At 70.1% G+C, this 22,956-nt stretch carries 17 protein-coding genes; 9 read left to right on the top strand and 8 right to left on the bottom strand.

Features of this window, described 5'->3' with window-relative positions; all coding sequences use genetic code 11:
- Positions 1-6: 6 nt before the first annotated feature.
- Together AC3ANJ_RS12490 and AC3ANJ_RS12485 are read right to left on the bottom strand one after the other, a co-directional pair.
- A complete protein-coding gene (locus AC3ANJ_RS12490) occupies positions 7-879 on the bottom strand; it encodes a phosphotransferase (protein WP_488316578.1) in 873 nt (290 codons plus the stop codon).
- Positions 876-2,294: an aminopeptidase P family protein gene (locus tag AC3ANJ_RS12485; protein ID WP_488316577.1), complete on the bottom strand. Its 1,419-nt coding sequence runs from the start codon at positions 2,292-2,294 to the stop codon at positions 876-878. Before AC3ANJ_RS12485 ends, AC3ANJ_RS12490 begins: the two co-directional genes overlap by 4 nt.
- A gap of 42 nt (positions 2,295-2,336) precedes the next feature.
- Between AC3ANJ_RS12485 and AC3ANJ_RS12480 the strand changes: the two genes are divergently transcribed.
- Entirely contained in the window at positions 2,337-2,729 is a 393-nt protein-coding gene (locus AC3ANJ_RS12480; RefSeq protein ID WP_488316576.1) for a DUF3054 domain-containing protein, read from the top strand.
- 20 nt (positions 2,730-2,749) lie between these two features.
- Here the strand turns inward: AC3ANJ_RS12480 and AC3ANJ_RS12475 are convergent, their stop codons facing one another.
- Entirely contained in the window at positions 2,750-3,769 is a 1,020-nt protein-coding gene (locus AC3ANJ_RS12475) for an endonuclease/exonuclease/phosphatase family protein (RefSeq protein WP_488316575.1), read from the bottom strand.
- A 76-nt stretch (positions 3,770-3,845) separates the two neighbouring features.
- Here AC3ANJ_RS12475 and AC3ANJ_RS12470 point away from each other — a divergent pair, with 76 nt between their 5' ends.
- Positions 3,846-4,715 (top strand): PHP domain-containing protein, encoded by an 870-nt coding sequence (locus AC3ANJ_RS12470; RefSeq protein WP_488316574.1) that lies wholly within the window; start codon positions 3,846-3,848, stop codon positions 4,713-4,715.
- Between the two features lie 66 nt (positions 4,716-4,781).
- On the top strand, positions 4,782-5,714 hold the full coding sequence (locus AC3ANJ_RS12465) for a DUF817 domain-containing protein (RefSeq protein ID WP_488316573.1): 933 nt from the start codon (positions 4,782-4,784) through the stop codon (positions 5,712-5,714).
- Here AC3ANJ_RS12465 and AC3ANJ_RS12460 read toward each other — a convergent pair.
- Entirely contained in the window at positions 5,690-7,213 is a 1,524-nt protein-coding gene (locus AC3ANJ_RS12460) for a DEAD/DEAH box helicase (protein WP_488316572.1), read from the bottom strand. The genes AC3ANJ_RS12465 and AC3ANJ_RS12460 overlap by 25 nt on opposite strands.
- A gap of 190 nt (positions 7,214-7,403) precedes the next feature.
- On the opposite strand from AC3ANJ_RS12460, the gene AC3ANJ_RS12455 reads away from it, so the two are divergent.
- Entirely contained in the window at positions 7,404-8,114 is a 711-nt protein-coding gene (locus AC3ANJ_RS12455) for a ferritin-like fold-containing protein (protein ID WP_406249558.1), read from the top strand.
- 30 nt (positions 8,115-8,144) lie between these two features.
- Here the strand turns inward: AC3ANJ_RS12455 and AC3ANJ_RS12450 are convergent, their stop codons facing one another.
- Complete coding sequence (locus AC3ANJ_RS12450) at positions 8,145-8,432, bottom strand: hypothetical protein (RefSeq protein ID WP_488316571.1); 288 nt, start codon at positions 8,430-8,432, stop codon at positions 8,145-8,147.
- Position 8,433: 1 nt separating this feature from the next.
- Entirely contained in the window at positions 8,434-8,658 is a 225-nt protein-coding gene (locus AC3ANJ_RS12445; RefSeq protein WP_488316570.1) for a DUF3107 domain-containing protein, read from the bottom strand.
- A gap of 139 nt (positions 8,659-8,797) precedes the next feature.
- Between AC3ANJ_RS12445 and AC3ANJ_RS12440 the strand changes: the two genes are divergently transcribed.
- Positions 8,798-12,079 carry an ATP-dependent helicase gene (locus tag AC3ANJ_RS12440; RefSeq protein WP_488316569.1) on the top strand — a complete coding sequence of 1,094 codons (3,282 nt, stop codon included), beginning with the start codon at positions 8,798-8,800 and terminating at the stop codon, positions 12,077-12,079.
- Positions 12,076-15,552: an ATP-dependent helicase gene (locus AC3ANJ_RS12435; protein WP_488316568.1), complete on the top strand. Its 3,477-nt coding sequence runs from the start codon at positions 12,076-12,078 to the stop codon at positions 15,550-15,552. The genes AC3ANJ_RS12440 and AC3ANJ_RS12435 overlap by 4 nt, the downstream gene beginning before the upstream one ends.
- Here AC3ANJ_RS12435 and AC3ANJ_RS12430 read toward each other — a convergent pair.
- Positions 15,498-16,778 carry a phosphotransferase gene (locus AC3ANJ_RS12430; protein WP_488316567.1) on the bottom strand — a complete coding sequence of 427 codons (1,281 nt, stop codon included), beginning with the start codon at positions 16,776-16,778 and terminating at the stop codon, positions 15,498-15,500. The two genes, AC3ANJ_RS12435 and AC3ANJ_RS12430, sit on opposite strands and share 55 nt — an antisense overlap.
- A 63-nt stretch (positions 16,779-16,841) precedes the next feature.
- Here AC3ANJ_RS12430 and nudC point away from each other — a divergent pair, with 63 nt between their 5' ends.
- Together nudC and AC3ANJ_RS12420 are read left to right on the top strand one after the other, a co-directional pair.
- A complete protein-coding gene (gene nudC / locus AC3ANJ_RS12425) occupies positions 16,842-17,756 on the top strand; it encodes an NAD(+) diphosphatase (protein ID WP_488316566.1) in 915 nt (304 codons plus the stop codon).
- Complete coding sequence (locus tag AC3ANJ_RS12420) at positions 17,753-19,474, top strand: ATP-dependent helicase (protein ID WP_488316565.1); 1,722 nt, start codon at positions 17,753-17,755, stop codon at positions 19,472-19,474. The genes nudC and AC3ANJ_RS12420 overlap by 4 nt, the downstream gene beginning before the upstream one ends.
- An 809-nt stretch (positions 19,475-20,283) precedes the next feature.
- Here the strand turns inward: AC3ANJ_RS12420 and AC3ANJ_RS12415 are convergent.
- Positions 20,284-21,684 carry a zinc-dependent metalloprotease gene (locus tag AC3ANJ_RS12415; protein WP_488316564.1) on the bottom strand — a complete coding sequence of 467 codons (1,401 nt, stop codon included), beginning with the start codon at positions 21,682-21,684 and terminating at the stop codon, positions 20,284-20,286.
- Between the two features lie 120 nt (positions 21,685-21,804).
- Here AC3ANJ_RS12415 and AC3ANJ_RS12410 point away from each other — a divergent pair, with 120 nt between their 5' ends.
- Complete coding sequence (locus AC3ANJ_RS12410; RefSeq protein ID WP_488316563.1) at positions 21,805-22,905, top strand: YlbL family protein; 1,101 nt, start codon at positions 21,805-21,807, stop codon at positions 22,903-22,905.
- Positions 22,906-22,956 lie beyond the last annotated feature (51 nt).

The following is a 22,956-nucleotide window of genomic DNA, read 5'->3' as shown; positions in this document are numbered from 1 at the left end:
CGCGCGTCAGGCCATCAGTTCCGGGTCCTCGAGAAGCCGACGCATGGTCGACAGGCCGAGCGCGCTCATCGTCGCGTTCGACAGGGCGTAGTACCAGCCGAGGCCCATCGCCTGCTGGAAGGCCCAGGCCGCGCCGCGCAGCCACTCGATCGCATCGACGTCCAGAGCGTCCCGCAGGCGCTCGCGACGCGGCGCGTCGAAGAGGTGCCACGCGGCGACCAGGTCGAGCGCGCGATCGGCGGGACCGAACGATCCGCTGTCGAGCACTCCGGCGAGCCGGCCGTGTTCGACGAGCAGGTTCGGCGGAGTCAGGTCGCGGTGCGACATCGCGACGGCATCCGATGGCCCGAGCTCGCGCAGCCGCTCCCACAGTGCGTGAGCGCGCTCGACGTCCAGCATGCCCTCGCTGCGGGCGAAGCATTCCGACATCCATTCATCGTGACCGCGCAGGTCGCCACCGCGGCCGCGACCGTCGAACGAACGCGCACCGACCTGGATGCCCCGAAGCGCCGCGATGAGCGCGACGACATCGTCCACCAGCGCGTCGGAGTCCTCGAACCCATCGGGTGTCGCCGGAGCGCCGGGCACCCAGGTGTGCACACTCCACGCCGAGGCGTACGCCTCCGTCGGAACACCGACACCGACCGATGCCGGTGCCCGGAACGGGCTCGCGGCAGCGAACTCGGCCATCGCGCGCGCCTCGTCCTGCAGTTCTGTCGCCGGCACAGAGTCGAAGGGGAGTCGTGCGACCAGCTCGTCGCCGACGCGGAACAGGCCGTTCACCGTCCCCGCCGATGTCAGCGCGCGGACCGGCAGCCCGCGCAGATCGGCGAACTGCTCGGCGATCAGGCGCGTCGCGAGCGTCTCATCGACTGTCACGCCTGAACGCGTGCGATCCAGGCCTCGACCTCGTCGGCGGTGCGGGGGATGCCGGCGGAGAGGTTCACGGGGCCGTTCGCGGTCATGACGATGTCGTCCTCGATCCGAACGCCGATGCCGCGCAGCTCCTCGGGAACGGTCAGGTCGTCGATCTGGAAGTACAGACCGGGTTCGATCGTGAAGACCATGCCGGGCTCCAGGATGCCGTCGTAGTACATCTCCCGACGCGCCTGCGCGCAGTCGTGCACGTCGATGCCCAGGTGGTGGCTCGTCCCGTGGACCATATAGCGGCGGTGCTGACCGCCGGCATCCGCGTCCAGAGCCTCTTCGGCCGTCACAGGCAGCACGCCCCACTCGGCGACGCGCGTGGCGATGACCTGCATGGCGGCCTCGTGGACCGTGCGGAACGGCACGCCGATCTTCGCTGCGGCGAATGCCGCGTCGGCGGCCTCACGGACCGTCTCGTAGACCCGGCGCTGCACCTCGGAGAAGGTCCCGTTCACGGGGAGCGTGCGGGTGATGTCGGCAGTGTAGAGGCTGTCGGCCTCGACTCCGGCATCCACCAGGATCAGGTCGCCGGGTACGACCGTGCCGTCGTTGCGCGTCCAGTGCAGGTAGCACGCGTGCGGACCGGAGGCGGCGATCGTGTCGTAGCCCTCGCCGTTGCCGTCCTCGCGGGCACGGCGGTGGAAGACGCCCTCGACGACGCGCTCGCCGCGGGCGTGGGAGGCGGCGTCCGGCAGCGCGCGGATGATGTCATCGAATCCCTGTGCCGTGATGTCGACGGCGCGGCGCATCTCGGCGATCTCGAACTCGTCCTTCACCAGGCGCAGCTCCGATACGAACTGCGCGAGCTCGGCATCCTCGAGCGTCACATCTCCTGACGCGGGGACGAACGCGTGCAGGTGGTCCGTGGCGACGGCGAGGTCGGCGGCGACGCCCGCCAGCGACGGGCGGGGCCCGATCCAGAACTCGCCGACGGTGGCGTCCGCGTAGAACTCGGTGGTCGTGCGGTCGGCGCGCTCGCGGAAGTACAGGGTGACATCGTGCCCGGCATCGGTCGGTGCGAACACGAGCACGGAATCGGGCTCCGCGTCAGCGGCCCAGCCGGTGAGGTGCGCGAACGCGGAGTGCGCGCGGAACGGGTAGTCCGTGTCATTGCTGCGCTGCTTCAGCGATCCGGCCGGGATCACCAGACGCTTCCCGGGGAACGCGGCCGAGACCTTCTCTCGGCGTGCTGCGGCGTACGGCGCCTGTGCGCGCGGTGCCGGAAGCGACTCGGGACGCTCGGCCCAGCCGGTCGAGATCGTGTCGAGGAAGCCGCGTGGGAACGGCTGCTTGCGGTTCGTGACGGGCGTCTTCGCCGCGTCTTCTTCGGTGGCCTGTGCGATCGTGTCGCTGGATCCAGTGCTCATGCCTCCAGTCTCTCACTCCGCGCCGCCGCGTAGGCTGGGCAGGTGAGTCCAGACAGCACCACCCCGCGTCCTTCACCGGCGGTCACCATCGTCATCGACGCGGCGCTGGTCGTCGTCTTCTGCGTGCTCGGCGGTCTCTCGCATTCCCTCGGCGAACCGGATGCCGTGGCCCGCATCGTGTTCTCGATCTGGCCGTTCCTGGCCGCGCTCATCGTGGTGCATGCCGTCGCACTCGCGACGAACGTCGATGCCTCGCGCGTGGTTCCGGGCACACTGGTCTGGCTCGTCACCTTCGGCGGTGGGATGGCGCTGCGGGCCCTCACGGGTCAGGGGACGGCCTGGGCGTTCGTCATCGTCGCGGCGGTGACGCTCGCGGTCTTCCTGATCGGCTGGCGCCTGATCAACGCCGTGGTGCAGCGCCGCCGTACGCGCTGAGCGCTCAGCCGACCGGTTTCTCAGCCGGCCGGTTCGAGCTGGACGACGAGCCCGCGGTGATCGCTGCCTTCGGCATCGAGCACGAGCGATCCGGTCGGCTCCCAGTTGGGGCTGGCCATGATGTGATCGATCGGCGCACCGATCAGTTCGGGGTACGACGCCGGCCAGGTCGCCACGGCTCCGTTGCCGGTGCGCGTCGCCACGTCGCGGCAATAGCCCATGTCGCCGCCGTCGGCACCGAGCGACGCCATGTGATCGATCGTCGCGTTGAAGTCGCCGGCGAGGATGAAGTCGCCCTGCGGGCACTGATCGGCGATCCAGGCGAGATCGCTCTGCCAGCGCTGCATCGCCTCGGGGCGGGGCGCGACGGCATGAACGGCGACGACGGTCGGACCGTCGCCGTCCACCGGCATCACGACCGCGCTCGGAACCGAGCTGGTGTTGCTGGTCCCGTCGACCGAGGACTGGATGACTGAGTAGTCGCCGAGGTCAGGCGAGATGAGGATCGTGGTCTGCCAGGCCTGCGGACCGTTGTCGACATCGGGGTTGAACTGCACGTGGTGCACCCACATCGGGTGCCCCTGCTCACGCAGCATCACGGCGATCCGTGCGCCGACGGACTCCGCGGTCTCCGGGAGCGCCACGATGTCGGCATCCTGTTCGAGGATCTCCGCGGCGATGTCGTCCGCCGGGATCGCCTCGCCGGCGGTGTTCCAGGTCAGCACGCGCACGGAGCCCTCGGTCTTCTCCGGCAGCGTGTCGGCGCCGAGCCCGCGAACCGCTCCGATGGCAGCCGTCGCACCGGCTCCGATCAGGGCGACGATCAGGATGGAGGCGGCGAAGCCGCGCAGCGGCTTCGCGAACAGGAGCAGCAGCGAGACGATCGCGATGACGCCGAACGCGGCGGCGACAGCACCGCGCACGGCCACCAGCTGTGCGAACGGGTAGGTCTGCTCCAGTCGGAAGAACTGCGGCCACACCACGACAGCCGTCGCGATCGCGAACAGCACGGTCAGCAGAATCCCCAGTACTCGGAACATCGCCCACCAGCCTACGGGCGCGATCTGTGAATCGACTGGCGCGCCCCGCCAGCGCATCGGACGATACGCTCGTCGGATGAGGAGTGCGCAGCGATTCGAGGGTCCGAGCGACCTGCACATGCACTCGAACCACTCCGACGGCACCCAGTCGCCCGCCGAAGTCGTGCGGCAGGCGCATCTCCACGGCATCCGCACGCTCGCACTGACCGACCACGATCGCACCACGGGGTGGGACGAGGCCGCCAGCGCCGCCGGCGAATACGGGATGACCTTCGTCCCCGGCATGGAACTGTCCGCCAAGCACCAATGGCGCAGCGTGCACGTGCTCGGCTACCTCTTCGACCCCGTCGACCCTGCGCTGACCGCCGAGACCGATCGGATCCGCGGCGACCGCATCGGCCGAGCGGAGCGGATCGTGCGCAACATCGGCAGGGACTACGACCTGAACTGGGAGGATGTGGTCGCCCAGACGATGCAGGATGCCACGGTCGGCCGTCCGCACATCGCCGACGCCCTCGTCGCCCGCGGGATCGTGCGCGACCGCGCAGAGGCCTTCGACGGCATCCTGCACCCGCGCGAGGGATACTACGAGCCGCACTACGCCCCGGACCCGCTGACAGCGGTGCGTCTGATCACGCGTGCCGGGGGAGTGGCAATCATCGCGCACCCCGTGACAGCGGGGCGCGATCGGATGATGCCGGTGTCCTTCATCGAGCAGCTGATCGCCGAAGGCCTCGGCGGCTTCGAGATCGACCATCGTGAGAACACGGAGGACGGCAAGCGGCTGCTGCGATCGATCGCCGCAGAGCACGATCTCATCGTGACGGGCTCCAGCGACTATCACGGCGCTGGGAAGCCCAACGTCCCGGGGGAGAACACCACATCCGACGAGATGGTGGCGCGGATCATCGACCGCGCGACGGGAAGCCGGCCGCGCTACTCCTGAACCCGCGCGGCGGATTGTCGGGAAGCTCCCGGTGTTCTGTCCGGCCGCGACGATAGGTTGGCCGGCATGCAACGGGCGACTTCCCTGGAACGGCGCATCGACGAGGCCGCCCATCGGCTCCTGCGGGAGGCCTCGGCCGACGGCGTCCGCGCCGGACTCATCGAGTTCGCCGTGTTCGTGCTCAAACAGGCCTGGGCGTGCGTGTTCGGTGCGGCGCTGCTGGTCGTGATCGTCGCGGCGCGCCTGTGGTACCCGGACGATGCGGTCATCGCTCGCAACGATGCACTGACCATCGCCGCCGTCCTGATCCAGGTCGCCATGCTCGTGTTCCGCCTCGAGACCGGCCGCGAGCTCTGGGTCATCATCCTCTTCCACGTCACCGGAACCGTGATGGAGCTGTTCAAGACGGACGTCGGCTCATGGATGTACGCCGCGGACGGCGTGCTGCGCCTCGGCGGTGTGCCGCTGTTCAGCGGGTTCATGTACGCCGCGGTCGGCTCGTACATGGTGCGCGTGCATCGCCTGTTCGACCTGGGATTCGTGCGCTATCCGCGCCGCTGGATCACGACGGTGCTCGCCGCCGCGATCTACCTGAACTTCTTCACGCACCACTTCTGGTGGGACGCCAGGTGGGTTCTGCTCGCCGCCGTCATCCTGCTCTGGCTGCCGACGGTCATGCACGCGCGGGTGTGGCGCCGGGTGCTCCGATTGCCGTTGCTGGTCGTGTTCGCCGGCGTCGCTGTCGTCATCTATCTCGCCGAGAACATCGGCACCTGGGCCGGCGCCTGGGCATACCCGGATCAGGTGGATGCGTGGCAGCCGGTCTCGCCGAGCAAGCTCGGATCCTGGTTCCTGCTCATGATCATCTCGGTCGTGATGGTCACCTGGGTCTACCCGCCGCGCGCACCCGTCACCGCATCGCCCGCGGACGATGAAGGGCGGATGCCGCAGCATCCGCCCTTCGAGGAAGAGTCTCAGGCCCCGGCGGCCGGAGCCTGAGGGACCGAGCCGCCGCCGGATCCGCCGCGGCGGCGACGGCGGCGGCGTGCGGGAGCCGGCTTGCCGTCGTGGTGTTCCTTGCCTGCACCGTCGTGCGTGCCGGCACCCTCGGCGCCGCGGTCGACGGCCGGTGCGTCCTTGGAGTGCTCGTCCTTCGACTCTGCGCCTTCCACGAACGTCGAGCCGACGGCATCCTCGGCCTGACGACGGCGACGACGACGACGCGTGGTGCCGTCGGATGCGCCCTCGGCCGCGGCATCCGCCGCCTTCTCGGGGCGCTGGCGCTGAGTCTTGACGGCCTGCGTCTTGGGTGCGGTCGTGAGCCGGCCCTTCGTGCCCTCGGGGATGTTCAGGTCGCTGTACAGGTGCGGGCTCGACGAATACGTCTCGACGGGCTCCGGCTGACCGAACTCCAGCGCACGGTTGATGAGGGCCCACTTGTGCAGGTCCTCCCAGTCGACGAACGTGACCGCGATGCCGGTCTTACCGGCGCGACCTGTGCGGCCGGCGCGGTGCAGATACGTCTTGTCCTCGTCGGGGATGGTGTGGTTGATGACGTGCGTCACGTCGTCGACGTCGATGCCTCGCGCGGCGACATCGGTCGCGACGAGCACGTCGCGCTTACCCGCCTTGAAGGCGGCCATCGAGCGCTCGCGCTGCTCCTGGCCCATGTCGCCGTGCACTCCGCCGACGTTGAAGCCGCGGTCGCCGAGCTCGTCGACCAGGCGCTGAGCCGCGCGCTTGGTCCGCGTGAAGATCACGGTCTTGCCGCGGCCCTCGGCCTGCAGGATGCGGGCGATGACCTCGTCCTTGTCCATCGAGTGCGCGCGATACACCAGGTGCTTGATGTTCGCCTGCGTCAGTCCCTCGTCCGGATCGCTCGCGCGGATGTGGATCGGGTTCGACATGAACCGGCGCGCGAGCGCGACGATCGGGCCGGGCATGGTCGCCGAGAAGAGCTGGGTGTGGCGCTTCTCCGGGACCTTCTGGAAGATCTTCTCGATGTCGGCGAGGAAGCCGAGGTCGAGCATCTTGTCGGCCTCGTCGAGCACGACCTCGGTCGCGTTGGAGAGGTCGAGCAGGCGCTGGCCGGCGAGGTCGATGAGTCGACCTGGTGTGCCGACGACGATCTGAGCACCGGCCTTGAGCTGGTCGATCTGCCCCTCGTACGCCTTGCCGCCGTAGATGGCGACGACGCTGGTCGAGCGATTGCTCGTGAGCAGGTCCATGTCCTCGTAGACCTGGACGGCGAGCTCACGGGTCGGAACCACGATGAGCGCCTTGACGCCCGGCTCCGGGTTCTCACCCAGTCGCTGCACGACGGGGATGCCGAAGCCGAAGGTCTTTCCGGTTCCCGTCTTGGCCTGACCGATGATGTCCTGGCCGGGGAGGCCGAGGGGGATCGTCTGCTCCTGAATGGGGAACGCGTCCACGATGCCCTTGGCTGCGAGGGCGTCGACGATGTCCTGATCGATGCCGAGTTCGGCGAAGGTTGTCACGATGTGATGTTGCCTGTCCGGCGGCCCGTGCGCGGGGCGCGCCACGTAAATACGGATCCACGCCGTCTCATGTGCCACAGGCGCGGGACCCTGCTCCGATGGCAGGGCGTGCGTCCAGCCTACCCGAGGGGCCCGCGACGTCTGGTAGAGCGGATGCCGGGCCGGTGACCGGGTCGGTAGTCTGAAGTCCATGGTTCAGTGGTTCTGGCAGCGCAAGGCGCCGCGGCGCACGCTCACCCTGCGCAGCCGCGGGGAGGACAGCGGCGCGACGCGCATCGACTTCGCCGAGCTGGCTCCAGAGGAGGCGCGCTTCCTCGGTCAGGCGGCATATCTGCAGCTCGGCTACTTCGAGACGCTCAGCCGTCTGATCCGCGCGACGCCGGAGCTCAGCGAGAAGGAAGCCATCTCCCGCGCCGCCGGCGCGGCTCTGGACAAGCACCGCGGCATCGTCGATCTCATCACCGAGCGCGGCGACGACCCCACTGAGCTCATGCTGCCGTTCCGCGAGCACCTCGACGCCTTCCGTCGCAAGACGATCGGTGCGCGGCCGCGGGAGACACTGCTCGCGGTGTACATCACGGCCGGCATGCTCGACGACTTCTACCTCGCGCTGGCCGGCAGCTACGGAGAGACCGGCCGCCGGGTGGCTGAGCTGCTGCGACAGGACGACCACGGCGATGAGATCGTCGCGCTTCTCACGGCGACGATCCAGTCGGATGCCGAGTGGAGGTCACTGCTGTCGATGTGGGCGCGCCGGCTCGTGGGCGACACGCTGCTCGTGGCACGGTCGGCGCTGCGTCCGGAGCGGCTGGTCGTGGACGACGACCGCATCGAGCCGGTGTACACCGAGTTGATGGGCGCGCATGCGCGCCGAATGGACGCGATGGGCCTGGCGGCGTAGCAGGCCAGGGCCGGATGCGGCGAGCGCCGGTCAGATGCCGAGAGCGGACTTCTTCGCGGCATCCGATCGCGTGCGCGCGGATGTGAGCGCGAGCGTCGCCACGGCGGCGACCGCGAGCGAGCCGACGATGCTCGCCAGCCACAGCCAGATGCTGTCCTGGCCGACGCCGGCCCACTGCATCGCGGTGTAGACGACCGCAGCGACGGCCGTCGCGATGCCCGGTGTCACGATCACGCCGCGCAGTTCACGACCGGGCAGCACGTAGTGCAAGGCGATGCCCAGTGCGCACGCGGCGATGAGTGCGAGCAGGATGTACATGTCAGGCGACGAAGCCGACGCGGCGCGATTCCTCGGTGCCGAGTTCGATGTAGGCGAGGTTCGCGGTGGGAACCAGGTAGGAGCTGCCCTTGACGTCGACGAAGCTCACGTGCGTGGCGTTCTGCTCGAGCGCGGATGCCACCTGCGAGCGCACCTCTTCAGCGCTGGAAGCGGTCTCGAAGTTCAGCTCACGGCCGGTGTTGACGATGCCGATGCGAATTTCCACGCGTGCTCCTTGAAGATCGGGGACTCAGGCAACTCTACCCCGCGGCCCAGGGCCGGGATCGGTCGCGCCGAGCTGTTTCGCCCACGGCGCACAAGCCTTTCGCGAAGCCGTGTCCGTGCGTCCCGCTACCGTGGAGGACATGACCCAGGATGCCGCTCAGATCGCCGTGATCGAGGCACCGCTGGATGCATCAGCCGTCGTGATCGGAGCGCCGGGAACGGGCAAGACCCACGCCCTCGTGTCACGGGTCGCTGCGCTTCTCGGCGTGCACGGGATGCCGCCGGAGGCGCTGCTCGTGCTGACTCCGAGCCGGCAGGCGGCGACCCAGCTGCGTGATGCGATCGGGGTCCGGACCAGACAGGCGACTCCCGGTCCGCTCGCTCGATCGCTGGCATCCTTCGCCTTCCAGATCGTACGAGGGGCGATGGTGCATGCCGGGATGGAGCCGCCGGCCCTGCTCACCGGCGCCGACCAGGACCGCATCATCGCCGACCTGCTGGAGGGTGACGCCGCCGACGAGGGCGACGGCGAGCCGTCGCGCTGGCCGGCGCAGCTGAGCCCCGCGATGCGCTCGTCGACGGGATTCCGCTCCGAGCTGCGCGCGTTCCTGGCCGAGTGCACCGAGCTCGGTGTCGGCGTCGAGGAGCTGAGCGCATCGGACGACGAGGTCTGGCGCGCGGTCGGCAGCTTCCTGCGCGATTACCGCCGGGTTCTCGGCGGCATGCGCGCCGCTCATCGTGACATCCCCGATCTCGTCAGCGAGGCGGCGTCGCTGCTGCGCGGCGCGGATCTGCAGGCGCTCGGACCGCTCGCGGCGCTGCGCGTCGTACTCATCGACGATGCGCAGGAACTGACGCGCGGCGGCATCGAGCTCGTCAGGGCGCTGCGCGCCAGAGGCATCGCGGTGTGCGCGTTCGGCGATCCGGACATCTCCTCCGGTGCCTTCCGCGGTGCGACGCCGCAGCTCTTCCACGAGCTCGCGGCGATGCTCGAGAACGTGCACGTGCTCGACATGCCCCACCGGCAGGCGCCGCCGCTGACCGACCTCACCCGCACCGTGACGCAGGCGATCGGCGTCGCCGGACGAGTCGAGCACCGGCGCGCCCCTGACCCGTCGACCGAGGACTCGGCGAAGACCGTCGCGACGTTCGTCGCGTCCTCGCCGTACGAGGAGTACGACCGCATCGCGGGTGTGCTCAGGGACTGGCATCTCTCGCACGGTGTCGCCTGGAGCGACATGGCCGTCATCGCGCATGACACCCGTCAGGTGGCAGCCCTCGAGACCGAGCTCGCCGCGCGTGAGGTTCCGACGCGCGCTGCGGGCGTTCAGCGCCCGCTCGGCAGCGAAGGCGTCGTGCGCGACATCGTCGGCATCGTGCGGCTCGCCCTCACCCCGGCGGACGAGCGCGAGGTCGATGCGCTGACCGAGGCATTGCGCACGCCGTTCGGCGGTATGGATGCGGTCGGTCTGCGACGCCTACGGGCGAGGCTGCGCCACCTCGAGTTGGGCGACGGCGGTGCGACACCCGCCGGTGAGCTGCTGCGTCAGGCGATGATGCGCCCCGCGCACTTCGACCGGATCGACGCACCAGAGGCCAGAGCAGCCGACCGGTTCGCGGCGACGCTCGCCGAGGTGGCCGCCGCAGCCCATTCGGGAGAGACGATCCACGAGCTGCTCTGGCGCGTCTGGGACCGTTCGCGCGGATTGGACGGTGCCAGGCTCGAGAAGTCCTGGCGGGCCGCGGCCGAGCAGCCCGGCGGAGGCGAGGTGGCACGCGCTCTCGACAGCCTCGTCGCCCTGTTCGACGCGGCCAAGCGCTTCGTGGAGCGCTCGCCGGAGGAGAAGCCGACGGTCTTCATCCACGACATCCTCGACAGCGAGGTGCCGGAGGACACGCTCTCCACGCCCGATCGCCCCGGCCTGGTCACGTTGCTGACACCGGCGACCGCACTCGGCGGCGAGTTCGAGGCGGTCATCGTCGCGGGTGTGCAGGACGGCGTGTGGCCGAACGTGCGCCTGCGCGGCGGCATGCTGGGCACCTGGCGTCTCGCAGATGCCGTGACCGCCGCGCGCAGCGGAGTCGAGATCGCCGCACCCGGCGTGCTCGACCGACGGCGTTCCGCACTGCATGATGAGCTGCGGTTGTTCGTCCGCGCCGTCTCGCGGGCGCGCTCGCGGCTGCTGATCACCGCGGTGGACGACGACGATATGACGCCCAGCGGCTTCTTCGCGTTCCTTCCGACCCCTGACGCGCCCGAACTGCATCCGTCGGCGGAGCACCCGCTCACACTGCGTGGACTCGTCGCCCGCCACCGGCGCGCGCTCACGACCTCGGCATCCGCCAGGGTGCGGGATGAGGCTGCGGGGCAGCTCGCGATCCTGGCAGGCGAAGGTGTCGCCGGCGCGCATCCCGACGAGTGGTACGGGGTCGCGACCCCGTCGACGCTCGGGCCGCTGCACGACCTGTCCGTCGAGGCCGCTCGCGTGTCGCCGTCGCGGATGGAGTCGTTCGAGGAGTGCGAGCTGAACTGGGTGGTCTCCGCGCTGGGCGGCGACACCGTGCTTCCGCCGTCGGCCGGGATCGGCACGATCGTGCACGAGGCCATGGAGAAGGTGCCGGACGGCGATCTGGAGCGCATGCGGGCGATCGTCGCCGAGCACTGGCCGGAACTGGATTTCGAGACGGCGTGGATCGGGCGCAAAGAACGCCGCCGGGCCGATCAGTACATCGACCGGCTGCACGCGTACCTCGACGACGTGGCGACCGAGGGCGGGCGCGTCCTCGCCAGCGAGGTCGAGTTCCGGTTCGCGGTCGACATCGAGGAGACGAGCGCGGACGCAGACACGTCGGTGGACGGTGAGGATGCGGAGTCGTCGCGCCGGACGCCCGCTGTTCACGCGCTGACCGCCGACGCCGGGCCGAATCCCCACCGAGCCGTCGTGCACGGGTTCATCGACCGCGTCGAGACCTATCCGCCCGGCGCGGGCGAGCATGCCAAGGCCCGCGGGCAGAAATGGCAGCGCATGTCGCAGGGCACCGACGCGGGGCGGGTCGTCGTGGTCGACCTGAAGACCGGCAAGTACGAACCGGAGAGCGAGCAGAAGGTCGCTGATCACGCGCAGCTCGCGGCGTATCAGGTGGCGGTGCAGCAGGGCCTCGTCGATGGTGCCGACCCCGCCGCTCTCACCGGAGCGCGGTTGGTCCTGGTCGCCAAGACGCTCGCCGGAAGCGACTACCGTGTGGCGCATCAGCACACGCTCGACGATCAGGCGCGCACGGTGTTCCTGAACCGCATCGCCGACGCCGCTCGAGGCATGTCGGCGAGCAGTTTCACGGCGCAGGTCGAGGCGCACTGCGCCGACACTCAGTGGCGCGTGCAGCCGTGCCGCATCCACACCGTCCCGGCGGTGAGCGCATGACGAACGCCATCACGGTCTCGCACGGCTGGGCGACGGCCGGACACGGCATCTCCGCGACGGACGTCGCCGCCGCTCTCGGTCTGCCGACGCCGACGCTCGCACAGCAGCGCGTGATCGAGGCACCCCCGACGCCGGCGCTCGTCGTCGCCGGTGCCGGCAGCGGCAAGACCGAGACGATGTCGGGCCGCGTGGTGTGGCTGGTCGCGAACGGATACGTCCGGCGCGACGAGATCCTCGGTCTGACCTTCACGCGCAAGGCAGCCGGCGAACTCGCAGAACGCATCGGCGCGCGCCTCGCCCTGATCGACGAGTACGGCCGACGGGGGCTTCTCCCGCACCTGTCGGAGATCGTGGCGTCCGGCGCATTGGCGCGCGTGGATGCCGCGGCCACCGCGCCGCAGCGTGAAACCGTGCGCAGGCAGGTGCTCGACGAACTCGCCATCCGCTACGAGACGGGGTGGAGTCCGGCATCCGCTCGGACAGCCGAGGACCTGCTGATCCGCCCGCGCGTGTCGACGTACAACGCGTTCGCCGACTCGATCGTGCGCGAGCACGCCGCCAGGATCGGGCGGGACCCCGACGTGGCGATGCTGAGCCAGGCGGCGTCGTGGATGCTGGCGAGGGAGGTCGTGCTGCGAGCGGATCTCCCGGGTCTCGAGGAGATCGATCGCGCGGTCGGCGGTGTCGTCGACGCGGTGCAGCGCCTCGCCGGCGATGCACTCGATCACCGCGCCGACCTCGATCGTGCGGACCGGATCGCCGTGCGTCAGGCCGAGGCGTTCGCGCCGTACACGAGCGGGGGCACCGGCGACATCGACAAGGCGACGGCCAATCTGCTGGCGCTGCCGACGCTGACGATCCTGGTCAGGGAGTACATCGCCGAGAAGCAGCGCCGTGGCGTACTGGATTTTGCCGATCAGGTCGCCGGGGCGTTCGACATCGTCGAGTCCTCGCCCGATGTGCGCGATGAACTGCGCGAACAGCATCGGGTCGTGCTGCTGGACGAGTATCAGGACACCTCCGTCATCCAGACCCGGTTCCTGGCCGCCCTGTTCCGCGACTCGGCGGTGATGGCCGTCGGCGATCCGCACCAGTCGATCTACGGCTGGCGCGGTGCCAGCGCCGACAACCTCTACGCGTTCTCGCGCACGTTCGCCGAATCGGCGACGACCGATACATACAGCCTCATGACGAGCTGGCGCAACGATGCGCGCATCCTCGACGTCGCCAATCGGGTGCTCGCGCCGCTGCAGCGCCCCGGCCTCGACGTTCCGCCGCTCGAGCCCCGGCCCGGTGCAGGGCCGGGCGACGTCGCCGTGCGGTTCCCGCTGACGGTCGATGACGAGGCGGCGGACGTCGCCGAGTGGTTCGCCGAGCGCCGCGCCGCGCACACCGGCGCGAAGCCGCATACGGGTGCGGTGCTGTTCCGCTCCAAACGGCACATGCAGACCTTCGCGGCGGCGCTGGCCGCCCGCGGCATCCCGCACCGCATCCTCGGGCTCGGTGGCCTTCTGTCGACACCGGAGGTCGTCGACGTCGTCTCCGTGCTGCGCGCGATCCACGATCCGAACGCCGGCTCCTCCCTGATCCGACTCCTCGTCGGACCGCGCTTCGGCGTCGGAGTGGCCGACATGGCCGCCCTGTACGACCTCGCCGCCGAACTGGCCAAGCGCGACAGCGGGCTCCTTCCGCTGCCGGACGACCTGCGTCAGCGCATCCGCGCCTCGCGCGGCGCCGACGAGGCGGTCTCGATCATCGACGCCGTCGACGTCGTGCGGGGCCTCCGTGACGATTACCGGCTCATCCAGGGCATCACCCCCGACGGCCGCGCCCGGCTTCGTGCGGCCGGTGAGATGCTGGAGCGGCTCCGTCGTGCCGCGGCCCAGCCGCTTCCCGAACTCATCCGGCTGATCGAGCTCGAACTGCGGCTCGACATCGAGCTGGCGGCGAACGAGACCCGCGGACCCGCACGCGTCGCGGCGACGCAACTCCGCGCGTTCTCCGACGAGGTCCGTGCCTTTCTCGCCGCCGACGACCGCGGGACGATCGGCAGCCTGATCGCCTGGCTCGACAAGGCCGAGAGCACCGATGAGCTCATGCCGCGTCCGGAGCCGCCGGAACCGGGCGTGGTGCAGCTGCTCACGATCCACGGATCGAAGGGGCTGGAATGGGATGCCGTTGCCGTGGTCAGGCTGGTGGATGACGAACTCCCGTCCCGACCGTCCGACACGGCGGGCTGGTTCGGGTTCGGGGTGCTCCCGTTCGCGCTGCGCGGCGACGCCGATGCGCTGCCGCGGTTCACCTGGATCCCCCCGACGGAGGAGGAACTCGACCCGGTCAAGCGCAAGAAGGCCGGCATCGCCTCATTGACCGGCAGGAGCGCGAAGGCCCCTGGCTCACTGACGGTGTTCAAGGACGCGTATCGGGAGTACCAGAAGCAGGAGGAGCGCCGTCTCGCCTACGTGGCGGTGACTCGCGCCCGCACGGATCTGCTGCTGTCGGGTTCGCACTGGGCTGGGCAGAAGACTCCGCGCAAGCCGTCGCCGTACCTGGACGAGGCGCTGGAGATCCTCGGTCTCACCGTTCCGGGTGACCCGGGGGAGGAGAACCCCTATGACGGGCCGGGCAAGACCAGTCACTGGCCGTTGGATCCGCTGGGCGCCAGGCGCCGGACGGTGCTGTCCGCGGCGGATGCCGTGCGCGCGGCGCTCGAAGGTCCGGCACCCGAGCCATCGCTCGAGCTTTCGCGCCTGCTCGCCGAACGTGCAGCGCGGCAGAACGGCGCCGTCGCCGACGCGCCGACGCGCGTCCCCGCTTCGCGCTTCAAGGACTACGTCACCGACTACGACGGCACCGTGCGCTCGCTTGCGCGTCCTATGCCCGAGCGCCCGTATCGCCAGACCCGCCTCGGCACGCTGTTCCATGCCTGGGTCGAGCACCGCTCCGGGCTCGTCGGCGCGGGACGCGCCCCGGACGCCGCGCTGTGGGAGCTGGACGAGGAGCAGCCGGACGCGCAGGAGGGGTCGGCCGCAGACCAGGCCGACATGGCGCGTCTTCAGGAGATCTTCGAGCGCAGCGAATGGGCCGAGCTGCAGCCGATCGCGGTCGAGATCGAGATCGACTTCGCGCTCGGGTCGTCGAACGACGCGCAGGAGGGCACACCGCCGGAATCGGCCGGACATATCGTGATCTGCAAGCTGGATGCCGTCTATCGACGCGCCGACCGCGGCGACCGCATCGAGATCGTCGATTGGAAGACCGGCAAGGCGCCGCGCACCGCGGCCGAGAAGGACGAGCGGATGCTCCAGCTCGCGCTGTACCGCCTGGCGTACCACCGCCGGTTCGGCGTGCCTCTGGAGGACATCGACGTCGCGCTCTACTACGTCGCCGACGACCTCGTGATCCGCGGGGACCGCGTCTACTCGGAGGAGGAGCTCGTCCAGCGCTGGAGCGCGGCGCGCGCCGCGCGCTGAGCCTCGTCCTCGGAGCTCTCGTCCTCGGGGGCGTCGTCCTCGCGATCGGAGGCCGACGATCCGCGCTGCTCGCGGTCGTCCTCCCGGGGCAGCAGATCCGACTGGGCGAGGTCGGTGAGATCTGCGGTGGCGTGCGGATCGCCGACGGCTTCGGCCTCCGCGGTCTCCAGCCACAGGTCTTCGGGGTTGTAGGCGTCGGTCTGCATCGACGTGTCGACGTCGGAGGGCTGCCGCTCGGGAACGCGATCGAGAGCCGCCAGCGCGGAATCCACACCGTCGCCGCGCTCGGCGATCACAGCGAGATCGTCATCGCGCAGGCCCTCCGCGAGCGATTCGAGCAGCGCTGCCGCGTCGTCGACGATGTCCGGGCGACGCAGGGCGTCGCCGTGCACGAGCCACCGCGCGAACTCCAGCTCGGCCGTCAGCCGGGCGCGCACTCCGATGGCGGCATCAGGGGCGCGGCCGGAAGCCGCGGTGTACGCGGCCTGAACATCGGCCGCCGCGTTCGGAGCCGAGGACAACCAGGCCAGGTCGACCGCCGGATCGCCCAATGCGAGGCCGTGCCACCCGACGACACCCGTCACCTGCGGGCCGTCGGTCGGGTCATCCGTGAACAGGAACGACGTCGCCTGGGCGCCACCGAGTGTCACCGCCGACTCGAACCGCCACAACTCGTCGTCGTCCGCCGCTTCGCGCCAGCGCACCGTGAGCCGTGCCGGGACGCGCCCGGTCGCCGCCGCCCGATCGATGAGCTGGCGGATCTCGGTGCGCACCTCGTCGGCCGAGCGGGCCGGGAGTCCGGCGGTGCGCACGACGGATGCCGGGAGCGCATGGATCGCTGCGATCGCCTGTCCCATCGACACCGCGGCTCCCCGTCCTGCGGGGACGTCTGCGGCCTCGACGAGGAAGCCGTCGAGCAGCTCGGTCACCAGTGCTCGGCCCTCGCCCAGTCGGGTCTCTCCGACGTATTCCGGCGCGCGGAACGGCAGGATGGCGCGCGCCCCCGTGGTCAGCGCGCGAAGCGCCAGCGCCTCGGCGGCGAGCTCCCGCGCGGTGTCATCGGCGTCCGCGACGCGGATCGCGAGTTCCCGACCGTCGGCGAGGGAAGCGACAGCGGAATCGAAGCGGCCATCCCCGCCCGCGGTGAGCGGGCGCGCACCCGTGACCTCCGCGCCGGGCAATGCCGCCGTCACCGCCGCCGCTAGAGTGAATGCAGAGCGAGCCATGCCCCAAGGGTAGGTCGGCCGCACGTCCCATCCGCCCACGCCACGCCCGGAGAAGGGGAGTCCATGACCATCAGTCGTGCCCTGCTGGACCGCGCAGCTCACCTGCGCGATGTCCCAGGCATCCTGGACGCCCTCCGATCCTCCGAGGAGGTCGAAGTGATAGTCGTCCGGGAAGGACGCGCACGTGTCGCGGACGGCGCGCTGGTCACCACGTCTCCCTCCGACGTGGGCGAGGCGCAGTGGGCGCTGCTCGGTCGACGGGCCTCCGGAACCCCGCTGCTGCTGGCCGTGACCGACCCGCCGTCGCGGTCGATCGACGCGGCTCCGGCCGAGACCTGGCTGAGTCTTCGCGAGACCGGCGGGATGCTGGACGAGCTGAACACCGAGATCCTCGTCGAGGCGATCGCGCTTGCCGGCTGGCTGCGCGATGCGCGCTTCTGTCCGACGTGCGGACTGTCGATGCAGGTGCGCCAGAGCGGCTGGTCGAGGTGGTGCGCCGACTGCGATCGCGAGCACTTCCCGCGGACCGATCCGGCGGTGATCGTTGCCGTGCAGAGCGAGGACGGCGAGCGGCTGCTGCTGGGGGCCAACGCCCAGTGGAAGGGGCGGATGTACTCCTGCTTCGCCGGATTCGTCGAAGCAGGTGAGTCTCTCGAGACGACCGTTCATCGTGAGATCGAGGAGGAGGCGGGTGTTCGGCTCACCGACGTCCGCTACATCTCGTCTCAGGCATGGCCGTATCCGCGATCGCTGATGCTCGGCTTCCGTGCGACGGCCGGCACCGACCGGAACGCGCGTCCGGACGGCGAGGAGATCGTCGATGTCCGCTGGTTCACGAGGGACGAGATCGGCTCGGCATTGGCCGGCGACGGCCCCGTCGGCCTGCCGGGTTCCGCATCCATCGCTCGAGCGCTGATCGTGGACTGGTACGAGGAGCGGACGCACGCCGTGCCGAGCGAGCGGAGCGAGTCGACGTGAGTGCGCTCGACGCACTCGACGAACGGCAGAGGCAGGCGGCGACGGTGCTGCGCGGACCGGTCGCCGTGCTGGCCGGAGCGGGAACGGGCAAGACGCGCGTCATCACGCACCGCATCGCGCACGGCGTCGACACCGGCGCGTATTCGCCCTCGCGTGTGATGGCCGTGACCTTCACGTCGAAGGCGGCCGGCGAGCTTCGGGGCAGGCTCCGCGCCCTGGGTGCCGTGGGCGTCGCGGCACGCACGTTCCACGCCGCGGCGCTCGCCCAGCTCAACTTCTTCTGGCCGACGCTGACGGGCTCACCCGCTCCGAAGATCGTCGACAACAAGGTGCGGGTGCTCGGCCAGGCGGCCGACGCGCTGCGGCTCCGGCCCGACCGCGCCACGCTGCGCGACGTCGCCAGCGAGATCGAATGGCGCAAGGTCTCGATGATCGGCATCGACCAGCACGCCGCACTCGGACGAAAGGTCGGCGGAGTCACCCCCGAGCAGCTGATCGATCTCCAGCACGGGTACGAGGCGCTCAAGGACGAGCGGCATCAGCTCGATTTCGAAGACGTCCTCCTGGCCTGCGCCGGGATGCTGGAGGCCGAGAGCCGCGTCGCGGCATCGGTCCACGAGCAGTACCGCCACTTCACCGTCGACGAGTACCAGGACGTCTCGCCGTTGCAGAACCGCCTGCTCGAGCTGTGGCTGGGGGACCGGCGGGACCTGTGCGTCGTCGGCGACGCCAGCCAGACGATCTATTCGTTCGCCGGGGCCGACCAGCGCTACCTGCTCGACTTCGAGCGGCGCTTCCCCGACGCCACCGTGGTCCGGCTCGAGACGAACTACCGCTCGCAGGCACCGATTCTCGCCGCGGCCAATGCGCTCATGCGCGGCCGACCGGGTGCGCTCGAACTCGTGCCGGCTCGAGAGGCGCTCACCGCCGAGTCGCCGACCGTGACGGCGTACGACTCCGAGACCGAGGAGGCCGCTGGCATCGCGGCGGGCATCGCGGCGCGCATCGCGTCGGGGATCCCGGCATCCGATATCGCCGTGCTCTACCGCGCACATGCGCAATCGGCGGCGATTCAGCAGGCGCTCGCGACCGAGGGCATCCCGACCACGGTCCTCGGCGGCACCCGCTTCTTCGATATGCCGGAGGTCCGGCAGGCCGTGCTCGCGCTGCGCGGTGCGGCGGTCGCGCCCACCGAACGCGACTTCCTCTCCAACGTGCAGAAGGTCCTGCGCGAGCTCGGACTCACCGATGAACCGCCCGAGGCCGGCGGCGCGCAGCGCGATGGCTGGGAGGCGCGGCGGGCGCTCCTGCGTCTCGCGGAGGAGGCGTCGCCCGGAACGACCCTTCGGACGTTCAGCGACGCGCTGATGGCGAGGGCGAAGGACCAGCACGAACCGATGCTGCACACCGTGACGCTGTCGACGCTGCACGCGGCCAAGGGCCTGGAGTGGCCGCACGTGCATGTCGCCGGTTGGGCGGAGGGTGCGCTCCCGATCTCCTATGCGACGGATTTCGAGGCGATCGACGAGGAGCGTCGGCTCGCCTACGTCGGCGTCACACGTGCGGGGCGCTCTCTCACGCTGTCCTGGTCACGGGCAGCGGGGCGCGGACAGCGTTCGGCGTCGCGATTCCTCGCGGAGATCGGAACGACTGCTCTCGGCACCGGCATTCTGCGTGAAACCTCACCGAGCTCCGCTGCCGGGTCCCGTCGGCGCTGAGCCGCACCACGGTCGAATCGGCGGTGGGCGCCCTGCCCCGCTCCGCACGCAGCAACTGCTCGACGAGCGCGGCCGCCGCTGCGACGAGAGCACGCGGAATGGGGGAGTCGACGCGTCCGACCAATTGGCAGTGCAGCATGGGCCATGCAGGGTCGCGGTCGCGGTCGTGCGCGTCGCGACAGGCCAGACACGGAGTCGCGCCGGGAACCACCAACGGCCCGACGCTCACTCCACCGAAGTCGAAGGCGACCGGCAGATGCGCGATGTCCTCGCGCAGATAGGCGTTCATCTGTGCTGCGGCGGTCGCTCCGTGCACGAGCACGACCCCCACGGCATGCGGGTCGGTGCGGGCTGCTTCCGGCACCCCCAGATCGGCGAGCGCGTCGAGCATCCAGCTCCCGACGCGTGAATCCGCGACGTTTGCGCTTTCGGCCCACACCGCAGGAGCCGGCGGGTCATCGGTCCGCAGGACCGGTGCCAAGGCGTCGAGCAGCGCCCTCGCCTGTCGGCGCGGCGCGCCGAGCGAGTGCGCGACGACGTCGAACGAGGTCAGTGCGATCCCGTCGCACAGCCGCGAGACGAGTCGCTCGACCCACGGCTGCTCGGCGCGGACGCGGACGCTGCCGGCGACGCCGAACTGCAGAGTGTCGCCGTCGCGCCACAGCGGCGCGAACTCGGGGGCGATCCTCGTCAGGAGGCTGGACGAACGCGGCATGGCCCGATTCTGCTCGATGCGCGAACGGTCATGTGCGCAGGGTAGCGATCGGTGGAGAAGTCGGCCCGAGGCCGGATCGGTGCAGGAGGAGTGCTCAGACGGGTGTCTGGCCGTCGTCCTTTCCGCCATCCGTCCCCTTGTCTCCGTCCGGGTCGCTCTTCCCGTCGTCGGCGAAGTCCTCGCCGTCCAGCAGCCGTGCGAGGGCCTCGTCGAATTCGTCCGCGGGTGGCTCCTCGCCGCGCGCAGACGCCTGCAGACGGGCGATCAGAGCAGTCGGGTCGTCGATGTCCGAGGCATCCGGCATCAGATCCGGGTAGTCCCAGAGCCCGTCGCGTGCGGCGACGCCGACCGCGTCCGTGACAGCGCGCCACATCGCCGCCGCCTCGCGCAGTCGTCGCGGGCGCAGCTTGAGACCGACCAGAGCCCCCAGGGCGTCCTCGGCCGGGCCGCCCACCGCGCGACGCCGGCGCGCTGCCTCTGCGAGACGGATGCCGTCCGGAAGGCGCGAGGTGGCCTCGGCCGTGACGACGTCCACCCAGCCGTCGATCATCGCGATGATGTTCTCCAGGCGAGCGAGCGATTCGCGCTGCTGGTCGGTCTGCGCCGGCAGCAGCGCTCCGCCCTCGATCGCCGCACGCAGCTCCTCAGGGTCCGACGGGTCGAGCCTGCTCGCGACGTCTTCGAGGGCCTCGACATCGACCTCGACGCCGCGGGCGAAGTCGGTGATTTGGCTCATCACATGCAGGTGCAGCCACTTGGCGTGCCGGTACAGGCGCGCGTACGCCAGCTCGCGCGTCGCGAGATACAGTGCGATCTGATCCTCGGGGATCTCCAGGCCCTCGCCGAAGGCGGTGAGGTTCTGCGGGATGATCGCGGCGGTTCCTGCGGGCAGCACCGGGATGCCGACGTCACCGCCGGAGACGACCTCCAGTGAGAGGTTGCCCAGGACCTGGCCGAACTGCGCGGCGAACACCGAGCTGCCCAGACCCCGCATCAGCTTTCCGGCGCCCTGCACGACCTGGCGCATGTCGTCGGGGACCTGCGCGTCCAGTGCAGAGGTCAGCGCATCCGCGATGCTGGTCGACACGGGCTCGGCGATCTCCTTCCACACCGGCAGCGTCTGCTCGACCCATTCGCCCCGGGTGAGCACGCGGGGGGACTCGGCGAGCTCTGAGATCGTCGTCGCCTCGCCGAGCCACAGGTTCGCAAGCCCGAAGGCGTCGGCGAGGGATGTGCGGGAGCCGTCCGTGATGCCCTGGCCTTCGCGGTTCGCGATGTGCAGCGCCTGGCGCAGCGTGTTCTCCCACGGGTCGCCGCCGAACGCCCCCTGCAGCTGGGCCATGAGCTGGGACATCATCGCCGGATCCAACGGGATGCCGTCGGCACCGCCGAGCGCGTTCTGCAGCGCGTTGAGGTCGAAGTCGGCTCCGCCGTTCGACATCATCCGACGGATGAACTCCTGGAAGTCCTCGGGGTTGGGGTCGTTGTCTGCCATCTCGATCGCCCTCTCAGCGCGCCTGAAGCCTGTGGCCTCTACGCTAGTTGCAGCATCCTGCGCAGGACCCGACTGTTCGCAGATCGCTGTACGCCACTCGCGAACGACGGAGGTAGATCTGTGAGTCAGACCCGGTCTCGACGGCTCGGGCTGGGCGTCTGGGCGCTGATCGTCGCCCTCGTCGCCCTGATCGTGCTCACCTTCCTGCCGACGCCTTATGTGATCCAGCGTCCTGGTCCGGTGTACGACACGCTCGGCACCGCCGAAGACGCAGACGGCGTCGAGGTGCCGCTCATCGAGATCTCCGGCGCCGAGACCTTCGAGACCGCCGGAACGCTCGATCTCACGACCGTCCAGGTGGTCGGCAACCGGCAGCGCACGCCGAGCTGGTTCGAGCTCGCGCTGGCCTGGATGGACTCGTCCAAAGCCGTCGTCCCGATCGAGAGCGTGTTCCCCGAGGGCGTCACGACCGAGCAGCGCGACGAGCGCAACGCGGTGCTCATGGTCGACTCGCAGCACGAGGCGACCGCGGCCGCGCTGAACGAGCTGGGTTACGACACCGGTGCGCAGGTCGAGGTGGTCGAGGTCATCGAGGACGGCGCTGCCGACGGCGTGCTGCAGCCGGGCGACGCGATCGTGGCGATCGACGGCGCGGCGGTCACTTCCGGCGCACAGCTGCGCGAGGCGATTCAGGGCGCCGCCGGCGCGACGATCTCTCTCACCGTCCAGCGCGCGGGGGAGCAGACCGAGGTGGAGCTCACCCCGCAGAAGACCACGACGGACGGTGTCGACACCTGGCTGATCGGCATCACCCTGACCACCGAGTACGACTTCCCGATCGACGTGACAATCCAGCTGGACGACGTGGGCGGCCCGAGTGCAGGGATGATGTTCGCGCTCGGCATCGTCGACATGCTCACCGAGGGCGAGCTCAACGGCGGCGAGAACATCGCGGGCACCGGAACGATCGACGCCGCCGGCACAGTCGGACCGATCGGCGGCATCCGTCAGAAGCTGTACGGCGCGCGCGATGCCGGTGCGGAGTTCTTCCTGGCTCCGGCGTCGAACTGCGACGAGGTCGCCGGTCACGTCCCGGCAGGGCTGCAGGTGTTCTCGACGGCGACCCTGGACGACTCCATCGAGATCCTCGATGCCATCGCCGAGGGCGGAGACCTGGATTCCCTGCCGACCTGCGTCGTCGACACGGCGTCTGCGCGATGACACCCTGTCCGCGCTGAGCGGACAGTGAGCCCGTGCTCAGGCATCATGCCT

This window comes from Microbacterium sp. STRO-1N (genome assembly GCF_057748015.1).
This window is presented reverse-complemented; position numbering and strand designations above follow the sequence as displayed.